The organism is Phytopseudomonas punonensis, from assembly GCF_900142655.1.
Lineage (GTDB): Bacteria > Pseudomonadota > Gammaproteobacteria > Pseudomonadales > Pseudomonadaceae > Aquipseudomonas > Aquipseudomonas punonensis.
In genome coordinates this window covers 220108-244741 of the sequence record NZ_FRBQ01000001.1, presented here as the reverse complement: position 1 = coordinate 244741, position 24634 = coordinate 220108, and the positions used below count along the sequence as shown (strand labels likewise).

Annotated in this window: 22 protein-coding genes; 3 read left to right on the top strand and 19 right to left on the bottom strand. The window is 63.3% G+C overall.

Translation table 11 applies throughout. From position 1 onward, the window contains the following. The first annotated feature begins 84 nt into the window (after nucleotides 1–84). Nucleotides 85–750 (top strand): response regulator, encoded by a 666-nt coding sequence (locus BUC40_RS01110; protein WP_073263814.1) that lies wholly within the window; start codon nucleotides 85–87, stop codon nucleotides 748–750. Next, on the top strand, nucleotides 747–2108 hold the full coding sequence (locus BUC40_RS01105; RefSeq protein WP_073261783.1) for an ATP-binding protein: 1362 nt from the start codon (nucleotides 747–749) through the stop codon (nucleotides 2106–2108). The genes BUC40_RS01110 and BUC40_RS01105 overlap by 4 nt, the downstream gene beginning before the upstream one ends. A 54-nt stretch (nucleotides 2109–2162) precedes the next feature. Here the strand turns inward: BUC40_RS01105 and BUC40_RS01100 are convergent, their stop codons facing one another. The 15 genes from BUC40_RS01100 to BUC40_RS01030 form a co-directional block, all read right to left on the bottom strand. Continuing rightward, entirely contained in the window at nucleotides 2163–3200 is a 1038-nt protein-coding gene (locus tag BUC40_RS01100; RefSeq protein ID WP_073261781.1) for an HlyD family secretion protein, read from the bottom strand. Further along, nucleotides 3197–5287 (bottom strand): TolC family protein, encoded by a 2091-nt coding sequence (locus BUC40_RS22590; RefSeq protein WP_073261778.1) that lies wholly within the window; start codon nucleotides 5285–5287, stop codon nucleotides 3197–3199. The genes BUC40_RS01100 and BUC40_RS22590 overlap by 4 nt, the downstream gene beginning before the upstream one ends. 14 nt (nucleotides 5288–5301) lie before the next feature. Then, a complete protein-coding gene (locus BUC40_RS01090; protein WP_073261776.1) occupies nucleotides 5302–6630 on the bottom strand; it encodes a glycosyltransferase family 2 protein in 1329 nt (442 codons plus the stop codon). Next, on the bottom strand, nucleotides 6630–8006 hold the full coding sequence (locus BUC40_RS01085) for a TackOD1 domain-containing metal-binding protein (protein WP_073261774.1): 1377 nt from the start codon (nucleotides 8004–8006) through the stop codon (nucleotides 6630–6632). Before BUC40_RS01085 ends, BUC40_RS01090 begins: the two co-directional genes overlap by 1 nt. A 148-nt stretch (nucleotides 8007–8154) precedes the next feature. Beyond that, nucleotides 8155–10104 (bottom strand): Lnb N-terminal periplasmic domain-containing protein, encoded by a 1950-nt coding sequence (locus tag BUC40_RS01080; protein WP_073261772.1) that lies wholly within the window; start codon nucleotides 10102–10104, stop codon nucleotides 8155–8157. Then, entirely contained in the window at nucleotides 10101–10421 is a 321-nt protein-coding gene (locus BUC40_RS01075; RefSeq protein WP_073261770.1) for a DUF2388 domain-containing protein, read from the bottom strand. The genes BUC40_RS01080 and BUC40_RS01075 overlap by 4 nt, the downstream gene beginning before the upstream one ends. 75 nt (nucleotides 10422–10496) lie before the next feature. Beyond that, on the bottom strand, nucleotides 10497–10814 hold the full coding sequence (locus BUC40_RS01070; protein WP_073261768.1) for a DUF2388 domain-containing protein: 318 nt from the start codon (nucleotides 10812–10814) through the stop codon (nucleotides 10497–10499). A gap of 182 nt (nucleotides 10815–10996) precedes the next feature. Further along, a complete protein-coding gene (locus BUC40_RS01065) occupies nucleotides 10997–11209 on the bottom strand; it encodes a DUF1127 domain-containing protein (RefSeq protein ID WP_073261766.1) in 213 nt (70 codons plus the stop codon). A 387-nt stretch (nucleotides 11210–11596) separates the two neighbouring features. After that, complete coding sequence (locus BUC40_RS01060; RefSeq protein WP_073261764.1) at nucleotides 11597–13048, bottom strand: NAD(P)(+) transhydrogenase (Re/Si-specific) subunit beta; 1452 nt, start codon at nucleotides 13046–13048, stop codon at nucleotides 11597–11599. A gap of 1 nt (nucleotide 13049) precedes the next feature. Further along, nucleotides 13050–13364: an NAD(P) transhydrogenase subunit alpha part 2 gene (locus tag BUC40_RS01055; RefSeq protein ID WP_073261762.1), complete on the bottom strand. Its 315-nt coding sequence runs from the start codon at nucleotides 13362–13364 to the stop codon at nucleotides 13050–13052. 54 nt (nucleotides 13365–13418) lie between these two features. Next, the gene (locus BUC40_RS01050; RefSeq protein WP_073261760.1) at nucleotides 13419–14540 is read right to left on the bottom strand and encodes a Re/Si-specific NAD(P)(+) transhydrogenase subunit alpha; all 1122 of its coding nucleotides are present in this window, start codon (nucleotides 14538–14540) and stop codon (nucleotides 13419–13421) included. Nucleotides 14541–15148: 608 nt separating this feature from the next. Beyond that, a complete protein-coding gene (locus BUC40_RS01045) occupies nucleotides 15149–15520 on the bottom strand; it encodes a hypothetical protein (RefSeq protein ID WP_073261758.1) in 372 nt (123 codons plus the stop codon). Between the two features lie 26 nt (nucleotides 15521–15546). After that, nucleotides 15547–16356 carry a putative RNA methyltransferase gene (locus BUC40_RS01040; protein WP_073261756.1) on the bottom strand — a complete coding sequence of 270 codons (810 nt, stop codon included), beginning with the start codon at nucleotides 16354–16356 and terminating at the stop codon, nucleotides 15547–15549. Beyond that, nucleotides 16356–17498 (bottom strand): succinyl-diaminopimelate desuccinylase, encoded by a 1143-nt coding sequence (gene dapE, locus BUC40_RS01035; RefSeq protein ID WP_073261754.1) that lies wholly within the window; start codon nucleotides 17496–17498, stop codon nucleotides 16356–16358. Before dapE ends, BUC40_RS01040 begins: the two co-directional genes overlap by 1 nt. A 183-nt stretch (nucleotides 17499–17681) precedes the next feature. Next, on the bottom strand, nucleotides 17682–20291 hold the full coding sequence (locus BUC40_RS01030) for a glycosyltransferase (RefSeq protein WP_073261752.1): 2610 nt from the start codon (nucleotides 20289–20291) through the stop codon (nucleotides 17682–17684). Nucleotides 20292–20510: 219 nt separating this feature from the next. On the opposite strand from BUC40_RS01030, the gene tcdA reads away from it, so the two are divergent. Continuing rightward, nucleotides 20511–21323: a tRNA cyclic N6-threonylcarbamoyladenosine(37) synthase TcdA gene (tcdA, locus tag BUC40_RS01025; protein ID WP_073261750.1), complete on the top strand. Its 813-nt coding sequence runs from the start codon at nucleotides 20511–20513 to the stop codon at nucleotides 21321–21323. Nucleotides 21324–21461: 138 nt separating this feature from the next. Here tcdA and BUC40_RS01020 read toward each other — a convergent pair whose 3' ends face one another. The 4 genes from BUC40_RS01020 to BUC40_RS01005 form a co-directional block, all read right to left on the bottom strand. After that, nucleotides 21462–21866, bottom strand: a complete 405-nt coding sequence (locus BUC40_RS01020; protein ID WP_073261748.1) for a SufE family protein — start codon at nucleotides 21864–21866, stop codon at nucleotides 21462–21464. Further along, nucleotides 21863–23068 (bottom strand): aminotransferase class V-fold PLP-dependent enzyme, encoded by a 1206-nt coding sequence (locus BUC40_RS01015; protein ID WP_073261746.1) that lies wholly within the window; start codon nucleotides 23066–23068, stop codon nucleotides 21863–21865. The genes BUC40_RS01020 and BUC40_RS01015 overlap by 4 nt, the downstream gene beginning before the upstream one ends. A 91-nt stretch (nucleotides 23069–23159) precedes the next feature. Beyond that, complete coding sequence (gene dapD, locus BUC40_RS01010) at nucleotides 23160–24194, bottom strand: 2,3,4,5-tetrahydropyridine-2,6-dicarboxylate N-succinyltransferase (RefSeq protein WP_073261744.1); 1035 nt, start codon at nucleotides 24192–24194, stop codon at nucleotides 23160–23162. A 37-nt stretch (nucleotides 24195–24231) separates the two neighbouring features. Continuing rightward, complete coding sequence (locus BUC40_RS01005; RefSeq protein WP_073261742.1) at nucleotides 24232–24579, bottom strand: ArsC family reductase; 348 nt, start codon at nucleotides 24577–24579, stop codon at nucleotides 24232–24234. Nucleotides 24580–24634: the final 55 nt, after the last annotated feature.

Genomic DNA, 24634 nt, shown 5'->3' with positions numbered 1-24634 from the left:
GGCAAATCTCGGTAACATCTGCCTCTGCCAATCGTGCTGCCAGCGGCGCATCATGGCGCCGTTATCGATGACGAGGTGTGTGCCGTGCGTGTCCTGCTGGTTGAAGATGATCGCGCCCTGGCGCGCGGTATCCGCGTCGCCCTGCGCGGCGAAGGTTATACGCTGGACTGGCTGGAAGACGGCATCGAAGCCGCCCATGCCCTGCGCAGCGAACAGTTCGACCTGGTGCTGCTCGACCTCGGCCTGCCACGCCTGGATGGCATGACGCTGCTGCGCCAGTTGCGCGCGCGTAGCGAGAACGCCGTGCCGGTGCTGGTGCTCACCGCCCGCGACGCCATGGATGATCGAATCCAGGGCCTGGATGCTGGCGCCGACGATTATCTGGTCAAACCCTTCGATCCCGAGGAGCTGAAAGCGCGCATCCGTGCCTTGCTGCGCCGCAGCCAAGGGCGTGCACAGCCGGTGCTGGAATTCGCCGGCGTGAGCCTCGATCCATCCACCCAGGAGGTGCGTTACGGGGGCCGCAGCGTACCGATGACGCCTATGGAATATCAGCTACTGCACCAGTTGTTGATCCGCCCCGGTGTGGTGGTCACCCGCGAGCGGCTGGCCAATGCCCTGTATGGCTGGCAGGAAAGCGGGCCGGGCAACACCCTGGAAGTTCTTATTCATAACCTGCGCCGTAAATTGTGCAGCGAGCTGATTCGCACCGTGCGTGGGGTCGGTTACCTGGTGGAGCGCACGCCATGATTTCCATCCGCACACGCATCCTCGCGCCGACCATCGCTCTGGTGCTGGCCGGCAGCCTGGCGCTGGTGCTGCTTGCCCTGCGCGACAGCCATCGGCAGACCGAGGCGGTCTATGATGCCCAATTGGTGCAGGCCGCCCGCGTGCTGCAAGGCATGCTGCAGCAACCGGACGGCCGGCCGATCGACTGGCAGTTCGTCAGGCAGGCGCTGGACAACGCCCTGGACCTCTCGGCCGATGGCATCTTTTCCCATCCCTATGAAATCAACCTGGCGTTCCAGGTATGGGCCGCAGACGGCACGCTGCTGGTGCGTTCCGAGCAGGCGCCGCCACTGGCGTCGCCGCCCGCCCCCGGGATCCACGACTTCTTTCTCAACGATCAGGAATGGTGCGGGGTGCTGCTGGAGGATGCCGCTCAGGGCCTGCGCATCTGGGTCGGCGAGCGTGAGGATCTGCGCCAGGATCTGATCCATCAGATTCTCCAGCACACCCTGATGCCAACACTGATCTGTTTGCCATTGTTGGCCGCCTTCATCTGGCTGCTGCTGGGCTGGGGGTTGCGCCCGTTGCAGCGCCTGGCCCAGCAACTGCGTGAACGCCCCGAACACAGCCTCGAGCCTTTGCCCGCCGGCCCGCTGCCGCCGGAGCTGGAACCGATGCGCCTGGCCCTGGATGACGTCTTGAGCCAACTGCGCGCATTGCTCGAACGCGAGCGACGCTTTATCGCCGATGCCGCCCATGAACTGCGCACGCCGCTGGCGATTCTCGATATTCATGTGCGCAACGCGTTGCAGGCCGAAAGCGCGCAGGAGCGCGACGAAGCACTGGCATTCCTGCAGCAGGGCGTACATCGCGCCACTCGCATCGCCAGCCAGTTGCTGACCATGGCGCGCCTGGAAGCGCCTTCGCAAAACCTGCAACCGCTGGATTTGACCGCCGTGGTGCGCGAGGAGCTGGCCGACCTGGCACCTCTGGCGATCAACCGCCGTATCGACCTGGCCCTCGATGCTGAAGAAACCGCGTTGATTCAGGGCGACCGCGGCCTGATCGTCATTCTGCTGCAGAACCTGGTCAGCAACGCGCTGACCTTCTCTTCGCCGGGCAGCGAGGTGAGCGTGCGTGTGTGCCGGGAGGGCCAGGGTGTGCGCCTGCAGGTCGTCGATCAGGGCCCGGGCGTAGAAGAGGAGCGCCTGCCGCGCCTCGGCGAGCGCTTTCACAGTGCGGGCAATCCACAGGGAGCAGGGTTGGGATTGGCCATCGTCGGCATGATCACCCGCCACCTGGGCGGCTCCATCGGCTTCAGCAATGCCAGCCCACGGGGCTTCAGTGCGGTGATCCGGTTTCCTGACGCGGTAGTCTGAGTCTTTGACCTGAAAGGCGCATCCGCCTGCATTGCGCAGGCGGATGTCGGGTGCCTAGAGGCGCATACCGAACAGGGGGAAGTGCTCGTTCGGGAAGCGTACCTGCACGGGCAGCGAGTCGACGCGCCATTCGTTGGCCAGCGGCTCGGTGAAGCGTGCCGGCACCATCAGCCCGCGCGTTGGGCTGCGGAATGGCTGGCGCAGATCGCTGGGCAGCGGGTTGGCGCTTTCCGCCGGATTGATCACCTCGGCCTTGATCCAGCTGCCATCAGGCAGGCGTACGTCCAGCGCTGAACCTGGGGTGGCGTGCTCGACATCCTTGGGATCCAAATACACCCACAACTGCGCCGGGCCGCTGCGCTCAAGGCGCATCAGCAGGGTGCCTGGGCCGACGTTCTCGCCCGGTGCAGTGATCACTTCGGCGACCCGGCCAGGTTCGCTGGCGCTGACTTTCATCTGGTTCAACTGCCCGGTCAGCCACTGGCGTTCCAGCTCTTGCTGGCGCTCATAGCGTTCACTTTCACTGCTGCCAGCGCCGCTCAGGCTGCGCTCGAAGGCCAACAATTCGGCCTGACGACTGTCCAGCTCGTTCTGTGCCTCGAGCAGCTCGCCGCGGGTGGCTGCGCCCTGTTGCACCAGGCGCCGGGTGTCGTTGACTCGCTGCGCCGCGCGGCTGACCAGGCTCTGCAGCACCGCACGGTTGCGCGTGCCAAGGTCGCCAGCTGGCGCGGCAGCCGGTGCTGCGCCGCCTTGCAGGAGGTTCAGGCGCAGGCGCCATTCGGGGTTGTCGAGCTCCACCAATGGCGTGCCGACATCCACGTGATCACCAGCCTGCACCGGGATGCTTTTCACCTGGCCGGGCTGCATGGCGCGCACTTCCATGCTCGGCAAACGCACCAGTGCTGGCGCCTCCACGCGTATCAGCTCCAGCCCGTAGCGACCGGCCAACCACAGGGCGGGCAGCAGGATCAGAAACAGGATCAGGTACCAGCGCAGGCGGAAGGCCAGGCGTTTGCCGGGGGCGTAGAGCACCTCCATGCCGTTGTCCTGGGTTGGGTGTCTTTCTTTGCGGCTATTGAAACGTATCTTCATCGGCTTCTCGGGTAATCAGTCCAGGATTGCCAGTCGATACCGCCCACTCCAGCCGGGCGCAGAGCGTTCTGCCAGTTCACTACCTGTTGTTGCAATTGTTCGTGGGAAGCATCGGCCCAGCTCAAATCAGCGGGTTGATCGGCCTCCACGCTCTGCGCCAGGCGCAGCTTCAGGGCTGGCCATTGTTTGGCGATGGCCAGGGCCCTGTTGGCGCTGCTTTGCGGGTTGCGGGTGTAGATCATCAGGCTGATCTCGCCAACCCCGATGCGTTGCAGCTCGCAGGGCACGCAGGGTTGGCGGTTGGCCTGTTCGTCGAACCAGCGCGGGTGGCTGGACAGGTTGAGCGGCCAGGGCGCCGCGGCCTTGGCCTCGCGCACGGTATCGAGCCAGTCGCGCAGGCGCCCGTCGGGCACCGGCCAGCCCAGCTGTTCGACTTCCAGATCCAGATGCAGGGCAGCGAAGGGCAGGTCCCGGAGCTTGCCGATCAGGTCGATCAGCCCGTGACGCTGGCGGGGCTTCATCCAGTCCGGATCACCGAGCAGCAGGCTGACCTGCATTCCCTTGGCGTGGGCGGCCTGGATCAGTTCGCGCATTGCCTGGTGAGTACGCCTGATGTCGGCGACCTGCAGGCTGGTCAGCCCAACATGCAACTGACTGATGCCGGCTTGCTGCAAGGTGCTCAGCTGGCCCGGGCGCTGGCTCGGGTCGAGCAGGGCGGTGCTGTCCCAGATGTACACGCCCTGATTCCATTGCGCCTGTGTGGCCACCTGGGCTGGCATCACGGTCTTGTCGCTCTGCCACTGCACCACGCGGTTGCCGAGCAGGCGTTCGAAGCCCGGGCTGTCATCGCCGAACAGGCGCAGCGCCGAGTCCTGCAACCAGGCGCCGTGCCAGGCGGAGATCTGCGCGAAACCGGCATTGTAATGATCGACCTGGGCCTGCAGCAGACGCAGGCTGGCTTCACCGGCATCCAGGCTGCCGCGCTGGCGGCGTTCGGCGATGATGGTGTCTAGCGCGGCACGTCGCTCGCTGCGCCACTGGTATTCGTTGAGCTCGCGGCGTTGCTGTTCCAGCACCTTGCCGAGTTCGCGCAGCACGCTGCCTCGCTCACGCTCCAGTGCCTGCACGGCGGCCTGGTAGCGCGCCTCGCCTTCGCGGCCACGGGCCGAGCCGTAGTCGAGCAGGTCGAAGGGCGCGGAGAATGTGACGCCGGCACTCAGCCCACTGCCGTTGTCACTGGCGCCGCTGCGCTGCTCCAGGGTCTGGGCGACGTTGACGTAGGACTCGATGGCGCTGTACCAGGGCTGCTTGCGGCCCAGTTCGGCGTTGGCCAGCTCGGCATTGCGCCCGGCCACCCTTGGGTTGCTTTCGAGCTGCTCCTGCCAGGCTTGCAGCGGTTGCGGTTCGCTTGCCAGAGGGCTGGTGATCGGCGTGTCGTTAGCCTCGACTTGCACGCCAAGGGTTTGCAGGCTGGCGCGGATGTCTTCCAGCAGCCCTTGCTGCATGGCGCAACGCTGGGTGACTGCCGTCCATTCGCTGCGCATCAACTGCGCGTCGGAAGGCAGGATCCAGTTGCCTTTAAGACGCGTTTGCACCTGCTCTTCGGCATCACGGGCGGCTTGTTCGACGCCCTCACAGAGGCGTTTTTCTTCACTGGCGCGCCACCAGTCCGCATAGGTACTGCGGATGGCCAGGCGCTGCTGAGCGCGGCGATAGCCTTGCTCGATTTCGGCGAGGCGAATGTCGCGCTCGCTGTCGCGCACGGCATCCATGCGCCGGCGCAGGCTGCCGAGCAGCGGGTAGCGCACGCCGACCGCGAAGCTGCGGCCGTAGTAATCGTCGCGCACGTCATCGGTCACCAGTTCGCGGTAGCGGCCGACGTTGGCATTGCCGAACATTTCCCAGCCGGATTCGCTTTCGCGTTGGTCGCGGGCCGCATAGCGCGCTTCCAGTTCGGCATTGGCCGCCGGGCCGCTGTCGCCGGCCTGTTGCAGGGCCTGCTCGAGCGTCAGGGGTGCGGCGCCTGCCAGCAGCGGCGCGCAGCACAGCAGCGGCAGCAGCAGACGTGAAGGTCGTGGTGCAGTCATTGAGTCGTAGCGCCTCAGAATCGATTGGCCCGTTTGAGAACCCACCAGGGCGCCATGCTCGATTCCTCGTGCCCGCGCCGCAGGGTTTCATTGAGAATGGCGACCACGCTCCAGCAGCGCAGGGCATACATCGCCAGGGGATAGAACGGCAGCACCCAGATCAGCCGCAGATCCTGCTGCGGCCGCTCGCTGACCATCAGCATCAGGCCCAGGTACAGCAGTGTGCTCATCGACAGGTACAGCGCGTAGATCAGCAGTGAATAGAACAGCAGCGCGGTGAACGGCAGGATGATCACCGCCACCAGGCTGTAGCCGAGGATGATGAACGGCAGCACCAGCTGGAACAACAGCCCGCTGACCATCAGCATCAGGAAGTTCGGCCAGCCGAGCAGGCGCGGGGTGAAGACGTGGCGGTGCTTGCGTATGTAGACGAAGAACAGGTCGCCGTCCCAGCGCAGGCGCTGGTCGAGAAAACTGCGCAACGTCGCCGGTGCATCGGTGTGGCCGATGGCCTGGGGTTCGAAGGGAATGCGCAGGCGGTAGCGGCGAAAGTACGCCTTGATGCGCAGGGTCAAGTCCAGGTCTTCGGCGGTGTGGGTGTCCCAGCCGCCGATCTGCTGCAGGAAGCTGCGGCGGAAGGCGCCAAACGCGCCGGATACGTTGTTGACCAGGTTCCACTCGGCCAGGCCGATCTTGCACATGTGGATCGACAGCAGGTATTCCAGCGCCTGGATGCGCGCGACCCAGGATTGACGGGCATTGCGCACGCGCAGGCTGCCGGCCACCGCAGGCACCTTGGGGTCACGGAAGTGGCTGACCATGCGCACCACCATGTCGTTGTCGAACGAGGTGTCGCCATCGACGTTGATGAGAATCTCGCCAGTGCTGTACGCCAGCCCGGTATTGAGCGATGACACCCGACCGCCGCGCTGCCATTTGGCGATGGGGCGGATCACCCGGTTGCGCGGCATGCGCTGCTCGGCCTTGAAGCGGCGCACCACCTCGGTGGTCGCTTTGTTTGCGACCGCGCCATCGACGATCGGGATGATCTCGATCATGCCGGGGTAGGTCTGCTCGGCCAGGCTGCGCAGCGTCAGCTCGACGTCGCGGCCTTCGCTGTAGCAGGTGATAAGGCACGATACCCGCGGATTCCAAGTGTTGTGGATCGGCACGGCGCTGCGCTGGCGCACGAACCAGCGCAGGGTACCGAGCAGCACCATCAGGTTGAGCGGCACTTCCAATAGCAGGAAGTACGGGAACACCATGAGAAACAGCCGCCAGTGGCCATTGGCGCCGTAGATCTCGCCCAGCCAGGCGTGCAGGTGCTCGAGCAGCGCATTCATCAGAGTTCTCCGGCGAGGCGTGCCATCAGCAGTTCGGCGTCTTCCTTTTCGATCAGGCCCGAGGGCGCTACGCAACCGCTGGTGGTCAGGCGGATGTCCTGCAGGTCTTCGCCAACGAACAGCTCGCTGATTTCATTGATTCGCTCGGTCACCCGGCGCAGGCCGGCGGAGTCGGTGTACATCAGCAGCAGCCAGAGCTGTTCTTCGCTGGTGCGGGTGCAGCGGTCGGTGTCGCGGATGGCCACTTGAATGCGTTCAATCAGCGTGTCGAGCAGGGCATGGCCGCGCTGCGGGCCAAGGCGTTCGAGCACCCTGCCGAGGTTGCGAAAGCGCATGCCGAGCAGTGCGAAGGCCGGCGCCTTGTGCCGCTCGATCAGTTCCAGTTGCCAGTCGAGCAGGGTCTTGAAGGTGTTGACGCCGACCACCGACAGGCCGTTGAAGTAATGATCGGTGTTGCGCTCCAGGCCCTGGCGGGCGGTGAGCAGGCCGCCTTCGGAGAGCTGGTAGTCGCGGATCTCGCGCACCTGCAACTCGTCCGGTGCGTGGTGTTCGCCGCAGTCCAGGCAGCGCGCCTGCACGTCGGCGTCGACGAAGAAGGCATCGCAGCTGTTGCAGTTGTAGTTTTCCAGCGGCCGGTCGTAGTCAGTGCCGATGTGGCGCAGGCGGGTCAAGCAGTTCGGGCAAACCAGTGCACCATCCTTGAGGTACTCGGTCTGCGCGCCGATATGCCCGCAGGTGAAGCAGTGCAGCGACGGCTGGCGGGCGATATCCAGGGAATTGCATTCCACGCACACGTCGACGTAATTGAGGTGCCCGCTGCCGCAGCCGCGGCACAGGCGAATGCGGTCGACCAGTGCGGTGCTGTCGAGCAGATTGCGCTGCGCCAGGTTCTGTACCTGCGTCAGGCCGTTGACCTGATCATCACCAAGCGCTTCAACCAGTGGGTATACGTAATGCCTGGATGAAGAGGGAGCCCGCACCGCTTTCAGGGTGCCCGGTGCGCGCAGCCACAGGTAGGCGAGCAGATGCGCCTCCAGCCCTTCGGGCGCACGACCGTTGTTGAACACGGCAAGGCGCTCGCGCCATTGTTGCCAGGCCTGCTGGATCACGCTCGCTTGTGCCGGTGGCGGGCCGTCGCTGAGGGCGATGGCCAGCGGCGCCTGGCTGCTGCAATAGATCAGGCTCAGGCGATAGGCCGGCTGGCGCCGCAAGGCCTGGAGCATGGCCAGGTTTTCGGCATCGGTGGCGCTCAGCACCACGACATCGAAGACGGGGCTGTGCAGCAAGGAGGTGAGTTCGCTGAAGCGACTGGTGGCAGGAAACCGCACGTCGTGGCCTGTGGCTACTTCAGCGATGCGAACAGTCAATTCGGGCATCGTCTATTCCAATCAGGAGGCGAAAATCCGACTGGGACAGACCGTGAAAAGTTCTACAGAGATAATCAGCTTGTACAACTTAAGCTGAAAATCTCAAAGCACGACACATTTTGCTGCGATTGCAGTGGCTTTACGCAATGCTCGACTGCTAGAGCTGCAGCCCACCGCTTTCCTTGTGCAACTTGCGCAGGTGGTCGCCTAGCATTTTCAGGTTAGCTTCATTGGCCTCCAACTCGGCCAGGCGCTGTGGCTCCAGGAGGCTACGCACTTCGCCGTCGAGGTCGGCGCTGAGCAGGCTTAGCTGCTGCTGGCGTGTGCGGGTTTCGCTTTCCAGGCGCTGCCATTCTTCCTGCTGCGGCAGGCCGTAACCGCCTTCGAGCAGCTCGGCCGGTCGACTCAGGAAGCCGGTGTTGGCGAGGATTTGCTCCAAAGCGTCACCGGCCTTGTTGAGGCTCGGATCCTTGGCGGCGCGGCCGGTCAGGTAGCGTTGCTTGAGCTCATCTTGGGAGAGCAGCAGTTGGCGGCGCATGGCTGCCTGTTCGAGCAGCAGCATGGCAGCGCTGGCGCGCAGGTCGGCCTGCTCGAACCATTGGCGGCGTTTCTCGGACGGCTGTTCGAGCCAGTCCTCGACGCGCGCCTGCGGGATCGGCAGGCGCTGCTGCAGCACTTTGAACATCGCCTGGTAACGGTCGCGGAACGAGTCGAAGCGGTAGCCCAGGCGCAGCGCTTCGCGGGAATCGTTGAGCACGCTGCTGTCGGCCAGCTCGCGGGCTTCCAGCACCTCCAGCAAACCGATGGGGGTGATGCTGTCGAGGTTCTGTAGGCCCGGCAGGCCGGTGCCGCTGCGCAGCAGCTTGAGTGTTTCCACCGCACAGTTGTTGGATACGAAGAAGTAATCGCCGTCGTAACTCCAGTGCTGTTCGACGGCGCGGGCGACCAGTTGCTCCAGGCGCTCGCGTGAAAGCTTCAGGGGTACCGAGGCCAGGCTGCGCAGCTCGACCTTGGTGTACTCCTCGATCACCTGGGCCAACGGCAGCACGAACAGCCGTGACGGGTAGGCGCCGGTCAGCCCGTCCCAGCTGGACAGCTGCACATCGTTGACGAAGGCGCGGTAGGACAGCACCAGGTGCTGATCCAGATCCAGCCGGCAATCCGGCCCACGTGGGCGCCCTGGTGCACAGATGACCAGGCGCAGCATCGTGTGGCCCCAGCGGCTGGCCATGTTCTGGTTGGCTTCGGCGAGCAGATAATCGACCTCATAGATGCGTTCCGGGTCGAGGTTTGCCAGCGCCTGCTTGTCGAAATCACGCCCCGCATTCAGGTAGGCGTAGCCGTTGCCGCAGGGCGCCTGATTAGCTGGCGACCAGCCAAAATGCGCGCTGAAAAACCGTGCCAGGGATGGGCGGCGGCAGGCGTATTCGGGGTCGAGGAGAAAGTACTCCATGTTCACCGCGACGAATTCGCGCGGGTTGCTCAGCTCGTAGATGTCCGGGCTGCGCGCGACCTGACCGTTGTTCGACTCACGCTCGCCGCGCTTGCCGACCCGCTGTGGCCAGCCGGCCAGGTCGAGCAGGCGCGGATCGTCGCTGAGGGTGAAGCGACGCTCGGTCTGCCCGCGGCATTCTGCGCGCAGGCCAATCGGGCCGAGGTCACTGTTCTGGCGCTGGCAGCGGCGCAGCTGGGTGCGCTGTTCAGCGTCCCAGTAAGCCCCGCGGTCGTAAAGGTGAGTCACCTCATGCAGAACGGTGGCCAGTAATTCCTGGCGCACGGTGCTGTGGGGGCGGCCATTTGGCGTGCTCGCTGCGCTGCCGTCGGTAAGGCCCGGCAGCAGCTTGGCATTGAGCTCGATGCCACTGAGGCGCCCGGCTCGGCCGTAATTGTCCTCTGGCATGTCGACCCAACGCACCACGACGTCACGATCCACCGCTTCGCGCAGGCGCGGCGGTAGAGCGTTGTTGGCTTCGTCGAGGAGGGTCTGGCTGGCTTGGCGTTCGGCGCTGCTGAGCCCCGACGTATCCAAAGCGAAATGCAGTTGAGCGTGGCTGGCCGTGCTGACCAGCAAGGTCAGCAGCAGGAGCCAGCCACGTGCGGCTATCACTGCGCGAGAATGGCTTCTGCGAGTACCTGGTCGGAGGCGTTCTGTGCCTCGGGAACTTGGCTGCGCAGCGCGCCGAAGGCGGCCTCCAGCTGGGCACCGCGGATATCGCCTTCGCTGGCGACGAAGCTGGCGGCGTCGTCACGGGCTTCGATGACCACTTTCATATCGCGGATCGAGGTAGTGGTGTCCGAGGTGAAGTCGATGGTGCGATCCAGCGCACGGACGATGATGTTGCTGGTGGCCACCAGGGTCTGGGCCTGAACGGCGCCGGCGAACAGGGCCAGCGATGCAGTGGCGGCTAACAACGGACGCTTCATGAATGGTCTCCGAAAGGGATCTGATTGGCTGCTTGGACGAGGAACCTGTGCCGCAGTTCCGGCAATGACACACGCTTAATTGGCGAGGATGGCCTGGGCCAGTCTTGCGTCGTCGGCCTGCACCGCCGGCATGCGTGCACGGATGTGCTGCAGCGCGGTTTCCAGGTACGCGCCACGTACGGCACCATCGGTGGCGACGAAGCTCGCGGCGTCATCCTTGGCGGCCAGCACGACCTTGTTGTCGACTACTGACGAGGTGGCGTTGGACATGGTGTCGATGGTGCCTGCCAGGGCATCGACCAGGGTGTCGGTGGTGACGATGAAGCTACTGGCAGAGGCGTTGGCAGCGAGGCTGAACAGGCTGGCAAAGGCGAGGGTGCGGACGATGGGCATGGGCTTGGTCTCTACGGCTCACGGAAAGCCGCATTCTACCTGCTCTGCAGCGTGCCGTTGAGAAACACCTGCACAGTTTGTGTAGCGTTGTTGGCAGTCCGATGACTGTGCCCCTGAAACGACAAAACCCCACAGGCGCTGCATGCCGGCGGGGTTTTGCGGGAGAAGCTCAGGTGTCGCGATTAACGCCAGAACGGTTTGCTCAGTTCGGCGTAACGCTGACTTTCGCTGATACCGGCGTCAGCCAGCAGGCGAGGGTCCAGACGCGCCAGTTGGCGGCGGCTGACGATGCGACGCTGCCACAGGAGCAGAGTAGCGAGAATATTCAGCGGCAGGCTGGTGGCAGATTTGGACGAGGTGTCGACAAGCAGATCGGAACTGAGGGTACGTTCCATGGCGTGCATCCTTCCGCTTTTGGCGGGACTGGTTAAGTTCTGGAGCCTATTTTCGACCTCGCGCGGGGTTTGCAGTAGCCACAGCTGCAGTAAATTAGCCTGGTACTAGATAGGTTGCTTTGTAACTGTTGTGCAAATTTACTTTGTAACTGTACCGGTGTTTGTGAATTTGCCGTGACTTTGCCTGTTTGGCAGTTTTTTTATCTGAAATTATTTAATTTTTCAGTGATTTAATTGCGGTACAGTTACGATTGTTCGGCATAGTTGCTTAGCTCATTACTTTTTTGAGCACCAATTCTCGTTACCAATCAGTGTTGCTGTGCTTTTTTCTTGGTCTGAAATTGCACCTGGAAAGGGCGCAGCCGCTCTGCTGCGCCCCTTTGCGGATCATTCCACCGCTTTGAGCATGTCTTCGATGACCTTCTTGGCGTCGCCGAACACCATCATGGTCTTGTCCAGGTAGAACAGTTCGTTGTCCAGGCCGGCATAGCCGCTGGCCATCGAGCGCTTGTTGACGATGATGGTCTTGGCCTTGAAGGCTTCGAGAATCGGCATGCCGGCAATCGGTGACTTGGGATCGTTCTTGGCGGCCGGGTTGACCACGTCGTTGGCGCCGAGCACCAGCACCACATCGGCCTGACCGAATTCGGCGTTGATGTCTTCCATCTCGAACACTTGGTCGTAGGGCACTTCCGCTTCGGCGAGCAGCACGTTCATATGGCCGGGCATGCGGCCCGCTACCGGGTGGATCGCGTACTTCACGGTCACGCCCTTGTGCGCCAGCTTCTCGGTGAGTTCCTTCAGGGCGTGCTGGGCGCGGGCCACGGCCAGGCCGTAGCCGGGCACGATGATCACGCTGTCGGCGTTGCCGAGCAGGAATGCCGCATCGTCGGCAGAGCCGGATTTCACCGGACGCTGCTCACCACTGCCTGCTGCCGGGCCGGCATCCGTCGCGCCGCCAAAGCCGCCGAGAATCACGTTGAAGAACGAGCGGTTCATCGCCTTGCACATGATGTAGGAGAGGATCGCGCCGCTGGAGCCGACCAGGCTGCCGGCGATGATCAGCATCGAGTTGTTCAGCGAGAAACCGATACCGGCGGCCGCCCAGCCCGAGTAGCTGTTGAGCATCGACACCACCACCGGCATGTCCGCGCCGCCAATCGGGATGATGATCAGCACGCCGATCACGAAGGCCAGGGCCACCAGCACGGCGAAGGCGGTGAGGTTGCCGGTGAGCGTGAAGTACAGGCCCAGGCCGGCGATGGCCAGGCCGATCAGCAGGTTGATCAGGTGCTGGCCGGCGAACTGTACCGGTGCGCCCTGGAACAGGCGGAACTTCCGCCCCCCGAAAAAAGAGCCGCCAGACAGTTTGCCAAAAGCGATCACTGAGCCTGAGAAGGTGATGGCGCCTATGGCCGCGCCAAGGAACAGCTCCAGGCGATTACCGGCTGGAATCGGGTCGGCAATGCTGGCAACGATGCCCAGCGATTGCGGCTCGACGACTGCGGCAATTGCAATGAACACGGCGGCCAGGCCGATCATGCTGTGCATGAAGGCGACCAGTTCCGGCATCTTGGTCATCTCGACGCGCTTGGCCATGATTGAGCCCGCCGTGCCGCCGACCAGCAGGCCGACGATCACGTAGCCGATGCCTTGTGCTGCCAGCTCGCTGCCGAGCTTATAGATGAGGCCGAAGGTAGTGAGCACGGCGATGCTCATGCCGATCATGCCAAAGGCATTGCCGCGCCGTGAGGTGGTCGGGTGCGACAGGCCTTTAAGTGCCTGGATAAAGCACACCGAGGCAACAAGGTAGAGCAGGGTGATCAGGTTCATGCTCATTTCACTGCTTCTCCGCCGCGGCTTTCGGGGCTTTCTTCTTGAACATTTCCAGCATGCGGCGCGTGACCAGGAAACCGCCGAACACGTTGACCGCTGCCAGGGCTACGGCAAGGGTGCCCATGGTCTTGCCCAATGGAGTGACGGTTAGCGCGGCGGCGAGCATGGCGCCGATGATGACGATCGCGGAAATCGCGTTGGTCACCGCCATCAGTGGGGTGTGCAGGGCGGGGGTGACGTTCCAGACCACGTGGTAGCCGACATAAATGGCCAGCACGAAGATGATCAGGTTGTAGATACCGTCGGAAATCAGATCCATCGCAGTGATCCTTTTTTGTAGTGATTGGCCCTCTCCATAAAGAGAGGGCGGTCATCATTTATTGACGCGCACGATCTCGCCGCCTTTGCACATCAGGCAGGCGGCGACGATGTCGTCTTCCAGGTTGAGGTGAAAGGCGCTGCTCGGGGCGATCACCAGCTTGAGGAAATCGAGCAGGTTGCGCGCGTACAGGGCCGAGGCATCGGCAGCGACCATTGCCGGCAGGTTGCCGTGGCCGACGAGTGTCACGCCGTGCTTGACCACCACCTTGTCCAGTTCGGTCAATGGGCAGTTGCCGCCCTGGATAGCGGCCAGGTCGATGACCACGGAGCCCGGCTTCATCTCGGCGACCGTAGCCTCATGCAGCAGCGTCGGTGCCTTGCGACCCGGGATCAGGGCGGTGGTAATGACGATGTCGGCCTGCTTGGCGCGCTCGTGCACGGCCTTAGCCTGGCGCTCCATCCACGAAGCTGGCATCGGGTGGGCATAACCACCGACGCCAACTGCGCATTCGCGCTCCTCATCGGTCTCGAAGGGCACATCGACGAACTTGGCGCCGAGCGATTCGATCTGCTCCTTCACGGCTGGGCGCACGTCGGACGCTTCGACCACCGCACCCAGGCGTTTGGCCGTGGCGATGGCCTGCAAGCCGGCGACGCCAGCGCCGAGGATCAATACGCGAGCGGCCTTCACCGTACCAGCGGCGGTCATCAGCATCGGCATGAAGCGCGGGTAGTGATTGGCCGCCAGCATCACCGCCTTGTAGCCGGCGATGTTGGCCTGGGAGCTCAGCACGTCCAGGCTCTGTGCGCGGGATGTGCGCGGTGCAGCCTCCAAGGCGAAGGCGGTGACGCCGGCTGCGTTCAGGCGCGCGATGGTTTCATTGCTAAACGGGTTGAGCATGCCGATCAGCACGGCGCCGCTGTTCATCAGCGCCAGCTCGGCGTCGCTGGGGGCGACCACCTTGAGGATCAGCTCGGCGCCGAACGCCGCCGCTGCATCGCCGATGCTGGCGCCGACAGCGACATAGGCCGTGTCGGTAATGCTGGCTGCCACGCCAGCGCCAGCCTGGACGGTGACCTGGTGGCCCTGGCCAATCAGCTTCTTGATGGTTTCCGGCGTCGCGGCTACCCGCGTTTCGCCTGCCTGGGTTTCGAGAGGAACACCAATGTGCACGCTTACATCTCCTGCGATCGTTGCAGATTCACCCAGAGGGCGGCAGAGGTACCGTGTCGACTAAAGTCGTACGGCAGGCATTCTGCAAACGAAGCTGGCTAGTAAGCAATATTCATGGAGTGTTTATTTTTAATGACTACAAGTTATCGGAGATATTGTTATTTTTCATGCTGAATTATTCAAATAAAAATCACTATAAAGCAGTTATTTGTCGTTAAAATTCGGTCATCGTAAATAAATGTCTTTTAAGTTGTTAGCTTGCTAACAGGCGTGCTGCGGCGCAATGCCGCACCGTTAATCGTCGGCTAAAGCTACGAAATTGGCTTTTTTTGAGATTTATGTAGTTATTTTTAAATGTCGCTACGGAATAGGCGGGGTCGGTACAGCGCTTCGGGAGCGCTTTCGCCTATGCCAGAAATAGCTGCAGAAGTGGCAGGAGGCGCCTACCTTGCTAGCGGTTGAGAAGAAGAGCCAGGAGTTCGTCAAAAGAAGGGAGCGAACAAATTGATCATGAGGCGCGCAGCTGAATGGCGCGCCTGCGGTGCTGGTCGCTCAAGCCGTAGTTCCGGTTGAGCGAAGCGATGCCTGGGTTGCAGTAGCTGGTGCGATCAGCCTGTGCGCCAGGTAATTTCCTGCACGCCATCGGCGCTAATGCGCAGCCACTGATCGGCCTGCTCATCGCTTTCTTCCTCTTCCCAGCTACCCGGCGCACAGCGAATTTCCACGTCCAGTGCGGCGTAGGCAGCCTTGGCGCAAGCCAGGTCGTCGTCCCACGGCGTAGCGTCGCTTTCCAAGTAGAGGCTGTGCCATTTGCCTACGGCTTTGGGCAGCCAGGTCACTGGCACGTCGCCGGCACGGCACTGGAAGGTCTGGCCTTTCTGCTGCCAGTCGGAGCACGGGCCAAGGGCCTCGGTCAGCCAGGCGGCGATGGCCTGGTGATCGGCGTCCTTCAGGTAGATCTCGATATCCGGTTGGCGCATGCGGGTTCTCATCTGGTCGGGGGCGTTCAGGACGCGTCTCGCTCGATCCAATCGTAGCGGATAGCGACGGTTACTTCGAAGCTTTCGGCAATGACGGCCGCACGGCGTTCGGCGCTGGCGCGCCAGCCGTGGGGCGTCATCGCCAGCAGATCGGCGCGCGCTTCTGGGGTGTCGAGCAGCAGCGGGAAACTCAGGGTTTCACTGTGCGCCAGGTGCATGCCTGCGGGGATCAGTTCTAGGTGTTTCTGATCGTCGTAGTCGCGCACTTCGTCGTACAGTTTCTGGCGCAGCTCCATCAAGTGGTCGCGGGTCGGCCCCATGCGTAGCAGGCCGCCGCCGGGCGCGAGCAGGCGCTTGGCTTCCTGCCAGTCCAGCGGGCTGAACACGCTGGCCAACAGCCCGCAGCTGGCATCGGCCAAGGGCACGCGGGCCATGCTGGCGATCAACCAGTTCAAATGCGGGGCGCGCTTGCAGGCACGCTTGACCGCCTCGCGGGAAATATCCAGCGCATAGCCGTCGGCATCCGGCAGGGCTTCGGCGATCTGCGCGGTGTAGTAGCCCTCGCCGCAACCGATATCCAGCCAGTGCTGTGGTTTATAGCCTGCCGCCAGTTCAGCCAGTCGAGCGGCCAGCGGCGCGTAGTGGCCGCCATCGAGAAAGCGTCGGCGAGCTTCGACCATCGCGGCATTGTCGCCGGGATCGCGGCTGTTCTTGTGCTGCACCGGCAACAGGTTCAGATAGCCCTGGCGGGCGCGGTCGAAACGGTGGTTGGCCGGGCAGGCCACGCCATTGTCGACGGCGGTCAGCGGTGCCTGGCAGATCGGGCAACTGAGCATCAGGCGAGCAGCTTGACCAGGGTCTGGTAGTAGATCTCGGTGAGTACATCGAGATCGCTGGCCAGCACGCGCTCATTGACCTGGTGGATGGTCGCGTTGACCGGGCCGAGCTCGACTACCTGAGTGCCGAGAGTGGCGATAAAACGCCCGTCCGAGGTGCCACCGCTGGTGCTTGGCGTGGTTTCGCGACCGGTCACCGTGCGGATGCTGGCGCTGACCGCATCGAGCAGCGCGCCTGGCTCGGTGAGAAATGGCAGGCCCGACAGCGCCCAGTCGATGTGGTAGTCCAGGCCGTGCTTGTCGAAGATCGCGTTGACCCGCTGCTGCAGGCCCTCCACGGTCGATTCGGTGGAGAAACGGAAGTTGAACACTGCCTTCAGCTCGCCGGGGATTACGTTGGTAGCGCCGGTGCCCGAGTTCAGGTTGGATATCTGGAAGCTGGTCGGCGGAAAGAACGCGTTACCATCGTCCCAGTGCTCGGCAGCCAGTTCGGCTAGCGCTGGCGCTGCCAGATGAATCGGGTTCTTGGCCAGATGCGGATAGGCCACGTGGCCCTGGATACCGCGCACGGTGAGGGTCGCGCCGAGCGAACCGCGGCGGCCGTTCTTAACCACGTCGCCAACCAGGGTGGTGCTCGATGGCTCACCGACGATGCACCAGTCCAGGCGCTCGTTGCGCGCAGCCAGGCGCTCGACCACGGCCTTGGTGCCATGGTGGGCCGGGCCTTCCTCGTCACTAGTAATCAGAAAGGTGATACGGCCCTTGTGGTTCGGGTATTCGGCCACGAAGCGCTCTACGGCGATGATCATCGACGCCAGGCTGCCTTTCATGTCGGCAGCGCCGCGGCCACAGAGCATGCCCTGCTCGTCGATCAGCGCCTCGAACGGGCCGTGCTGCCAGGCCTGCACCGGGCCGGTTGGCACCACGTCGGTGTGCCCGGCAAAGCATAATACTGGGCCGTCCTGGTTACCGTGGCTGGCCCAGAAGTTATCCACGTCCTCGATGCGCATTGGCTCGATGGCGAAACCCAGAGCCGCGAGGCGGCGCATCATCAGTTCCTGGCAGCCTTCGTCCAGTGGCGTGACGGAAGGCCGGCGGATCAGGTCGCAGGCGAGCTCGAGGGTAGGGGACAGGGCCGTCATGGAAACTCCGGTAAAGCAGTGCAGGGCGGGAAGGGCGCATAGCTTAAAGCAAAACGCCTGGCTCTCGTAGGCGTGCGGCCCATTGGCGGCGGATAGAGTGCCCTGGCGCTGTCTGCCGCGCGGGCACTACAAATGAAAACGGCGGCCAATTGGCCGCCGTTTTAGTGCTGCTTTGCAGATAGCTCAGGCGTTTTCTGGCTCGTCCGGAGCATCACTCTGCACCACCGGGATTTCCAGCGGTTTAGGCTGCGAAGACAGCAGTGCCATGATCAGCGCGGCGAGGTATGGCAGCGACTGTACCAGCAGCATGACCACCCAGAACTTCACGTCGTAGCTGGGCAGGCCCTGCACGATGGCGATGCCCAGAGCGGCGCCCCACAGCAGCAGCATGATGAACACTTCTTCGCGCGCTTCGGCCAGGGCCACCATCAGGCCATGGCTGGAGCGCATCTTCGGCGTGCGGAAGAACGGGATCGACTTGGTGAACATCCCGTACAGCACCGCTTTGGCGATGGTGTGCGACAGCGCCAGCCCGGCCACCGCGGCGCAGAAGGCATCCTTCAGGTTGACGCCCATCGCCCGACGATAGAGGAAGATGATCTTGCCGACCTTGAATAGGAACAGCGCTAGGGGCGGAATTGCGAAGATCAGCAGCGGTGGGTCGACTCGTTGCGGCACGATGATCATCGCCGCCGACCACAGCAGGGCGCCGGCAGTGAAGAAGATGTTCAGGCCATCAGCAACCCACGGCAGCCAGCCCGCGATGAAGTGATAACGCTGGCCGCGCTTGAGCTGGCTGTCCTTACCGCTGAACAGGCTGCGTGCGTGGCCCTTCATGATCTGAATGGCGCCATAGGCCCAACGGAAGCGCTGCTTCTTGAAGTCGATGAAGGTGTCCGGCATCAGCCCCTTGCCGAAGCTGTCGTGGGCATAGGCGGCTGAGTAGCCGGCCTTGAACACGCGCAGGCCAAGCTCGGCGTCTTCGCAGATGGTCCAGTCGGCCCACTTCAGCTCGTCCATCACGGTACGGCGAATCATCGTCATGGTGCCGTGCTGGATGATCGCGTTACGGTCGTTGCGGGTCACCATGCCGATGTGGAAGAAGCCCTTGTATTCGGCGTAGCAGAGTTTCTTGAAGGTGCTTTCTTCGCCGTCACGGTAGTCCTGCGGCGACTGCACCACGGCAATCGACGGGTCGGCGAAGTGCGGCACCATGTACTTGAGCCAGTTGCGATCGACGCAGTAGTCGGAGTCGATCACCGCCACCACTTCAACGTCCGGTGCGGTGTGCGGCAGGATGTAGTTCAGCGCGCCACCCTTGAAGCCATGCAGCGGCGCAACGTGGAAGAAGCGGAAACGCGGGCCGAGCTGTTCGCAGTAGTCGCGTACCGGCTCCCACACCGCAGGGTCCTTGGTGTTGTTGTCGATGATCAGGACTTCAAAGTCCGGATAGTCGAGGTTGGCCAGGGCGTCGAGGGTCTGTTTAACCATCTCCGGCGGCTCGTTGTAGCACGGCACGTGGATCGACACCTTGGGCCGGTAATGGCTATCGCCGACCACTGGCGTGAAGGGCCGGCGGCGCTGCGTCCATACCGTTTCGGCGAGCTCGTGGGCCTCGGTCAGCAAGACGATGAACACGCCGATGGCGCCGATGCCGAGCAGCACACCAACGAGGGTGCTGAACCAGGTGCTGTACTGCTGGCTGTAGTCGTAGCCGATCCACACCAGAGCCGAGCCGCCGGCGAACGCCACGAAGGTCAGGAAGGTACGGCCGCGTTGGCGCAGGGCGCTGCCGTCGATCAGCATCAGAGCCAGCGACAGCAGCGCCATGACCACCGAGGCGACTGCCAGCATGCGCCATTTCGGAATGGCGACTACCGGGCCCTCGAAGTTGAATTTCGGTTGGCGGTCTAGGTTGTAAACACCCCAGTAAGCGCCCACCGAGCCTTCGTCGCCGGCTTTCCAGGGTTGGTCGAAGGCTTCGATGACGAAGTAGTTGTAGCCCTGGGCGTTGAGCGTGGTAACCAGCGTGCGCAGGTAGATTGCCTGATCCGCCTGGGTCGCTTCGGCGCCACCGCGCACGCGGCCGTTGCTCGGCCAGCCGACTTCGGAAAGCAGCAGCGGCTTTTTCGGGAACAGTTTTTTCAGATCGCGGGCGCGGTCCAGGGTGAACTGGGTGGAGTCCTTCATGGGAATGAATTCCCAGTAAGGCAACACGTGCGCAGCGATCAGGTCGGCGTGGTCAGCCAGCTCCGGGTATTCCTCCCAGATGTGCCACTGCTCGGACGTGGTGACCGGCACTTTGACCGCCGAACGCACGCGATCCATGTAAGCGGTCAGCTGCTTGACGGTGACTTCGCGGCGAAACAGCGCCTCGTTACCGACCACCACACGCACAACGCTGCGTGAGTTGTTGGCGATTTCGATGGCTTTGGTGATTTCGCGCTCGTTGCGCTCCTCGTCGGGGCTGATCCATACGCCCAGGGTCACGCGCAGGCCGAACTCTTCGGCCAGCGCAGGGATCTTGTCGAGGTCGCCGTCCACCGAATAGGTACGGATGCTGTCGGTTTGCTTGGACAGCAACTCGAGATCCTCACGCATCTCTTCATCACTGGGATACACACCGGTTTGCGGGCTCTCGCCCTGCCGGAACGGCGAGAACGAATAGCCGGATATCTGCTCCGGCCAGTTCGGGGCCGTGATCGGACGGTTGTAGAGCGCCCAAATACCGGTGAAAAGGGCGGCAATAGCCAGGAAAACAACTAGATTGAGGCCAAACTTGCGCGAAAGCATGCTGTGTAAGGTTCCGAAGGGTGGAACGGGGAGAAGACCGGCGAACGCCGGCTGGCGCGCATGCTACTCCGTCGATGAATGACTGTATAGCACAGCTCCGGCAAGCTGCCCGAGGGTTGTTGAGGCCACGCGCATCGTCTTGCGGCAGGCGCCGGCCCGATGGTGCTTGGGATGCGCTGCCGGGCTTTCTATAATGCGCGCCCTGAGAGAGGAGCCACCATGTCGTTCGATGAGCAGCGTTTCGCCGGAATTGCCCGGTTGTATGGCCGTGAAGGCGCCGAGCGGCTGGCTGCCGCCCACGTGGCTGTGGTCGGCATTGGTGGCGTCGGCTCCTGGGCGGCCGAGGCGCTGGTGCGTTCCGGCGTCGGCGAGATTTCCCTGTTCGACCTGGACGACGTCTGCGTCAGCAATACCAATCGCCAGGCCCATGCCTTGCAGGGGCAGGTGGGGCGCGCCAAGGTCGAGGTGATGGGTGAGCGGCTGCGGGCGATCAACCCGGCGTGCGTGGTGCACGAAGTGGCCGATTTCGTGACCCGCGAAACCATGGCCCAGTACATCACCGTCGAGCTCGATGGGCTGCTCGACTGCATCGACAGCGTAGCCGCCAAGGCCGCGCTGATCGCCTGGTGCAAGCGCCGCAAGATCGCCCTGGTAACCACCGGCGGCGCTGGCGGGCAGATTGACCCGACCCAGGTGCAGGTGGCCGACCTCAACAAGACCTTCAACGATCCCCTGGCTGCCAAGGTGCGTTCCACCCTGCGCCGCGATTACGGCTTTTCCCGCACGCCGGGGCGTACCTACAGCGTGCCCTGCGTGTTTTCCACCGAGCAGCTGCGTTATCCGGGGGAGGATGGCGGTGTTTGCCAAAGCAAGGCATTCGTAGGCGAGGGCGTGAAGCTCGACTGTGCTGGCGGCTTTGGTGCGGTGATGATGGTCACGGCGACCTTCGGCATGGTCGCCGCGGCGCGGATCGTCGACAAGATCGTGGCCGGCGCGCGACGCCCAAGCGAGCGGGCTGCGCCGAGGCTCTGACGAAAAGTACCTGCGCTCGGTGATGCTTCGTTAAAAATCGGTTCGGACTGCTCATTTACTACTCGTAAACTCCGCGTCCTCACCGATTTTTGCCTTGCCTGACCTTCGCTCGGAAACTTTTCGTACAGACCCTACGGCTTAATCCGCTTCGATCAGCCGGCGCATCTGCTGCACAACAGCGTTCATGCCGCTGGCGCGTGACGGCGACAGTTGCCGCGACAGGCCGAGCTGGGTGAACCAGTCGCTGATATCCAGGCTCGCCAGCTCGGCAGCATTCAAACCATTGACCCGCGCCAGCAGCACGGCCAGCAGGCCGCGAATCAGCCGTGCATCGCTGCTGGCGCGAAAGTGCCAGTGCCCGTCGCGTTGTTCACCGTTCAGCCATACCTGGCTCTCGCAGCCGTGTACACGATCCGCTTCATGACGCTCAGGTAGCGGCTCCAGGCGTTCGCCCCACTGCATCAACAGGCGTGCGCGCTGTTCCCAGCCTGCGCAGGCGTTGAATGCCTCGCGTGCTTCGAGGGCGTTGTCCGGCAGGCTCATCGCAGCAGCTCCAGGGCTTTGTCCAGCGCCGTGAAGAAACGCTGCAGGTCGCTCTCATCGTTGTAGAGGCCAAGCGACACGCGGATCGCGCCGTCCACGCCAAGGCGTTGCAGCAGCGGCATGGCGCAGTGATGGCCGGCGCGCACGGCAATGCCCTGTTCGGTAAGCAGGTGGGCTAGGTCGCCGCTGTGCACGCCGTCTACGGTAAAGCTGGCCAGTGCGGTTTGCGGCTCGCCGAGAAGGCGCAGGCCTTCGTAATTTTGCAGGCCGCTCAGCAGCGCGTGGTGCAGCGCCGCTTCATGGTCGCCGATGGCTTTGCTGTCGAGGCCTGCGAGGTAGTCCAGCGCAGCGCCGAATGCGATGACGCCAGATATCGCCGGCGTGCCGGCCTCCAGGCCCAGTGGTGCAGTGCGAAAGGTGGAGGTGTGATAGTCCGCTTGTTGCACCATCTCACCGCCGAACTGCCAGTGGCGCAGGCGCTGCAGCGCGTCGCGGCGGCCGTAGAGCAGGCCAACGCCATCCGGCCCATACAGCTTGTGGCTGGAGCAAACGTAGAAGTCGCAGCCCAGTGCCTGCATATCCTGGCGGCCATGCACCACGGCCTGGGCGCCATCCACTACCGTCAACGCACCGTGCTCTCTCGCCTGGTGGATCAGCGGCGGCAAATCCTGCCAGCGCCCCAGCACGTTGGACAACTGGCTGAGGGCGAGCAAGCGAGTGCGCGGGCCGATCAGCTCGGCCGCCTGCTGCAGGTCGATATCACCCAGCGGGGTCATCGGCAGTACAACCAGCTTCAGGGACCTGCGGGCGGCCAGCTGTTGCCAGGGCAGCAGGTTGGCATGGTGCTCGGCAGCGCTGATAACGATTTCGTCACCGGTCTCGAGCAGGTGTTCCAGGCCGTAGGCGAGCAGGTTGAGCGATTCGGTGGCGCCGCGGGTGAAAACGATTTCTTCACTGCTGGCAGCGCTCAGCCAGTGGGCGGCTTTATGGCGAGTGTCTTCGAAGGCGCGGGTGGCACGCTCGCCTGGCAAGTGCTGAGCACGGTGCACATTGGCGGCGCCGCCAGCGTAGTAGGCCAGCAGGGCATCGAGCACCGCTTGTGGTTTTTGCGCCGTGGCGGCGCTGTCGAGGTAGGTCTGGCCTTCGGCGTCCAGGGCCCGCATGCCGGGGAAGTCGGCGCGCCAGGGGGAAGTCAGGGTCATCCGGATCTCGTCACGCAGAATGTGAAAACGGGCTGTGCCCACGAAGACGCTAGTCTATCGCGCGCACAGCCCGTTCGGGCGAAGCCAGGGCTCAGTTGTGAGCGTGCAGGGCTTCGTTCAGCTCAATAGCCGACTTGTTGGTCTTGCACTCGACCGCGCCGCTCTGCGAGTTACGACGGAAAAGCAGATCCGCCTGACCAGCCAGGTCGCGACCCTTGACCACCTTGACCAGGTTGTTCTGGTCGTCGAGCAGGGCGATCTTGGTGCCGGCGGTGACGTACAGACCGGCTTCGACGATGTTGCGATCGCCCAGCGGAATGCCGATACCGGCGTTGGCACCGATCAGGCAGCCTTCGCCCACGGAGATGACGATGTTGCCGCCACCGGACAGGGTGCCCATGGTCGAGCAGCCGCCGCCCAGGTCCGAACCCTTGCCGACGAATACGCCAGCGGAAACGCGGCCTTCGATCATGCCCGGGCCGGCGGTACCGGCGTTGAAGTTGACGAAACCTTCGTGCATCACGGTGGTGCCCTCGCCGATGTAGGCGCCCAGGCGCACCCGCGCACTGTCAGCGATACGCACGCCGGTCGGCACCACGTAGTCGGTCATTTTCGGGAACTTGTCTACCGAGAACACTTCCAGCAGATCACCTTTCAGGCGCGCTTCCAACTGACGCTCAGGCAGCTCGGCCAGGTCGACCGCCCCCTGGCTGGTCCACGCGACGTTGGGCAGCAGCGGGAAGATGCCGGTCAGGTTCAGGCCGTGGGGCTTGACCAGGCGGTGAGACAACAGGTGCAGCTTGAGGTAAGCCTCGGGCGTGCTGGTCAGCGCGGCGTCTTCGGCCAGCAGTGTAGCGACCAGCGGCTTGGCGCTTTCTGCCAGGCGAGTGAGCAGGGCGGCTTGTACCGAGTCGACGTGCTTCAGGGCGCTGGCCAGTTCACCGGCTTGCTGATTGGTGATGGCGATGGCCTGGTTGCCGCCGCTGTAGCCGAGCTTCTCGGTGACTTTGGCAACCAGTTCGGCGCTTGGGTTGAGCAGCGGCTGTGCGTAGAACACTTCTAGCCAGGTGCTTTGACGGTTTTGGGTGCCGACCCCGAAGGCCAGGCTGAACAGCGTGTTGGACATGAGCTTTTCCTTGCAGCGAATTCGATTGAGGGCGATATCAGGCCACTTCGGTGGCGTAACGCTCGGGTTTGAAGCCAACCAGTGTGCGGCTGCCGAGATCCAGCACCGGACGCTTGATCATCGACGGCTGGGCCAGCATCAGTTCGATGGCTTTGGCTTGGTCGAGATCGCTTTTCTGGGCGTCCTCGAGCTTGCGGAAGGTGGTGCCGGCGCGATTGAGGATGGTTTCCCAGCCGTGCTCGTCACACCATTTCTGCAGGTTGCCGCGGTCGATGCCGGCGGTCTTGTAGTCGTGAAACTGGTACGCGATACCGTGCTCGTCGAGCCAGGTACGGGCCTTCTTCATGGTGTCGCAGGACTTGATGCCATAAAGCACGTAACTCATGGGTCTACCTCTGGAAGATTCCACTCGTCGAATCTTCCTGCATGCTTGTGAATGC

What these genes read in the sequence shown, in the direction of transcription:
- BUC40_RS01105 (WP_073261783.1), top strand. Translation starts at nt 747, where the DNA reads ATGATTTCCATCCGCACACGCATCCTCGCGCCGACCATCGCTCTGGTG.
- BUC40_RS01100 (WP_073261781.1), bottom strand. Translation starts at nt 3,200, where the DNA reads ATGAAGATACGTTTCAATAGCCGCAAAGAAAGACACCCAACCCAGGAC.
- BUC40_RS22590 (WP_073261778.1), bottom strand. Translation starts at nt 5,287, where the DNA reads ATGACTGCACCACGACCTTCACGTCTGCTGCTGCCGCTGCTGTGCTGC.
- BUC40_RS01090 (WP_073261776.1), bottom strand. Translation starts at nt 6,630, where the DNA reads ATGAATGCGCTGCTCGAGCACCTGCACGCCTGGCTGGGCGAGATCTAC.
- BUC40_RS01085 (WP_073261774.1), bottom strand. Translation starts at nt 8,006, where the DNA reads ATGCCCGAATTGACTGTTCGCATCGCTGAAGTAGCCACAGGCCACGAC.
- BUC40_RS01075 (WP_073261770.1), bottom strand. Translation starts at nt 10,421, where the DNA reads ATGAAGCGTCCGTTGTTAGCCGCCACTGCATCGCTGGCCCTGTTCGCC.
- BUC40_RS01070 (WP_073261768.1), bottom strand. Translation starts at nt 10,814, where the DNA reads ATGCCCATCGTCCGCACCCTCGCCTTTGCCAGCCTGTTCAGCCTCGCT.
- BUC40_RS01065 (WP_073261766.1), bottom strand. Translation starts at nt 11,209, where the DNA reads ATGGAACGTACCCTCAGTTCCGATCTGCTTGTCGACACCTCGTCCAAA.
- BUC40_RS01060 (WP_073261764.1), bottom strand. Translation starts at nt 13,048, where the DNA reads ATGAGCATGAACCTGATCACCCTGCTCTACCTTGTTGCCTCGGTGTGC.
- BUC40_RS01055 (WP_073261762.1), bottom strand. Translation starts at nt 13,364, where the DNA reads ATGGATCTGATTTCCGACGGTATCTACAACCTGATCATCTTCGTGCTG.
- BUC40_RS01045 (WP_073261758.1), bottom strand. Translation starts at nt 15,520, where the DNA reads ATGCGCCAACCGGATATCGAGATCTACCTGAAGGACGCCGATCACCAG.
- BUC40_RS01040 (WP_073261756.1), bottom strand. Translation starts at nt 16,356, where the DNA reads ATGCTCAGTTGCCCGATCTGCCAGGCACCGCTGACCGCCGTCGACAAT.
- dapE (WP_073261754.1), bottom strand. Translation starts at nt 17,498, where the DNA reads ATGACGGCCCTGTCCCCTACCCTCGAGCTCGCCTGCGACCTGATCCGC.
- BUC40_RS01030 (WP_073261752.1), bottom strand. Translation starts at nt 20,291, where the DNA reads ATGCTTTCGCGCAAGTTTGGCCTCAATCTAGTTGTTTTCCTGGCTATT.
- tcdA (WP_073261750.1), top strand. Translation starts at nt 20,511, where the DNA reads ATGTCGTTCGATGAGCAGCGTTTCGCCGGAATTGCCCGGTTGTATGGC.
- BUC40_RS01020 (WP_073261748.1), bottom strand. Translation starts at nt 21,866, where the DNA reads ATGAGCCTGCCGGACAACGCCCTCGAAGCACGCGAGGCATTCAACGCC.
- BUC40_RS01015 (WP_073261746.1), bottom strand. Translation starts at nt 23,068, where the DNA reads ATGACCCTGACTTCCCCCTGGCGCGCCGACTTCCCCGGCATGCGGGCC.
- dapD (WP_073261744.1), bottom strand. Translation starts at nt 24,194, where the DNA reads ATGTCCAACACGCTGTTCAGCCTGGCCTTCGGGGTCGGCACCCAAAAC.
- BUC40_RS01005 (WP_073261742.1), bottom strand. Translation starts at nt 24,579, where the DNA reads ATGAGTTACGTGCTTTATGGCATCAAGTCCTGCGACACCATGAAGAAG.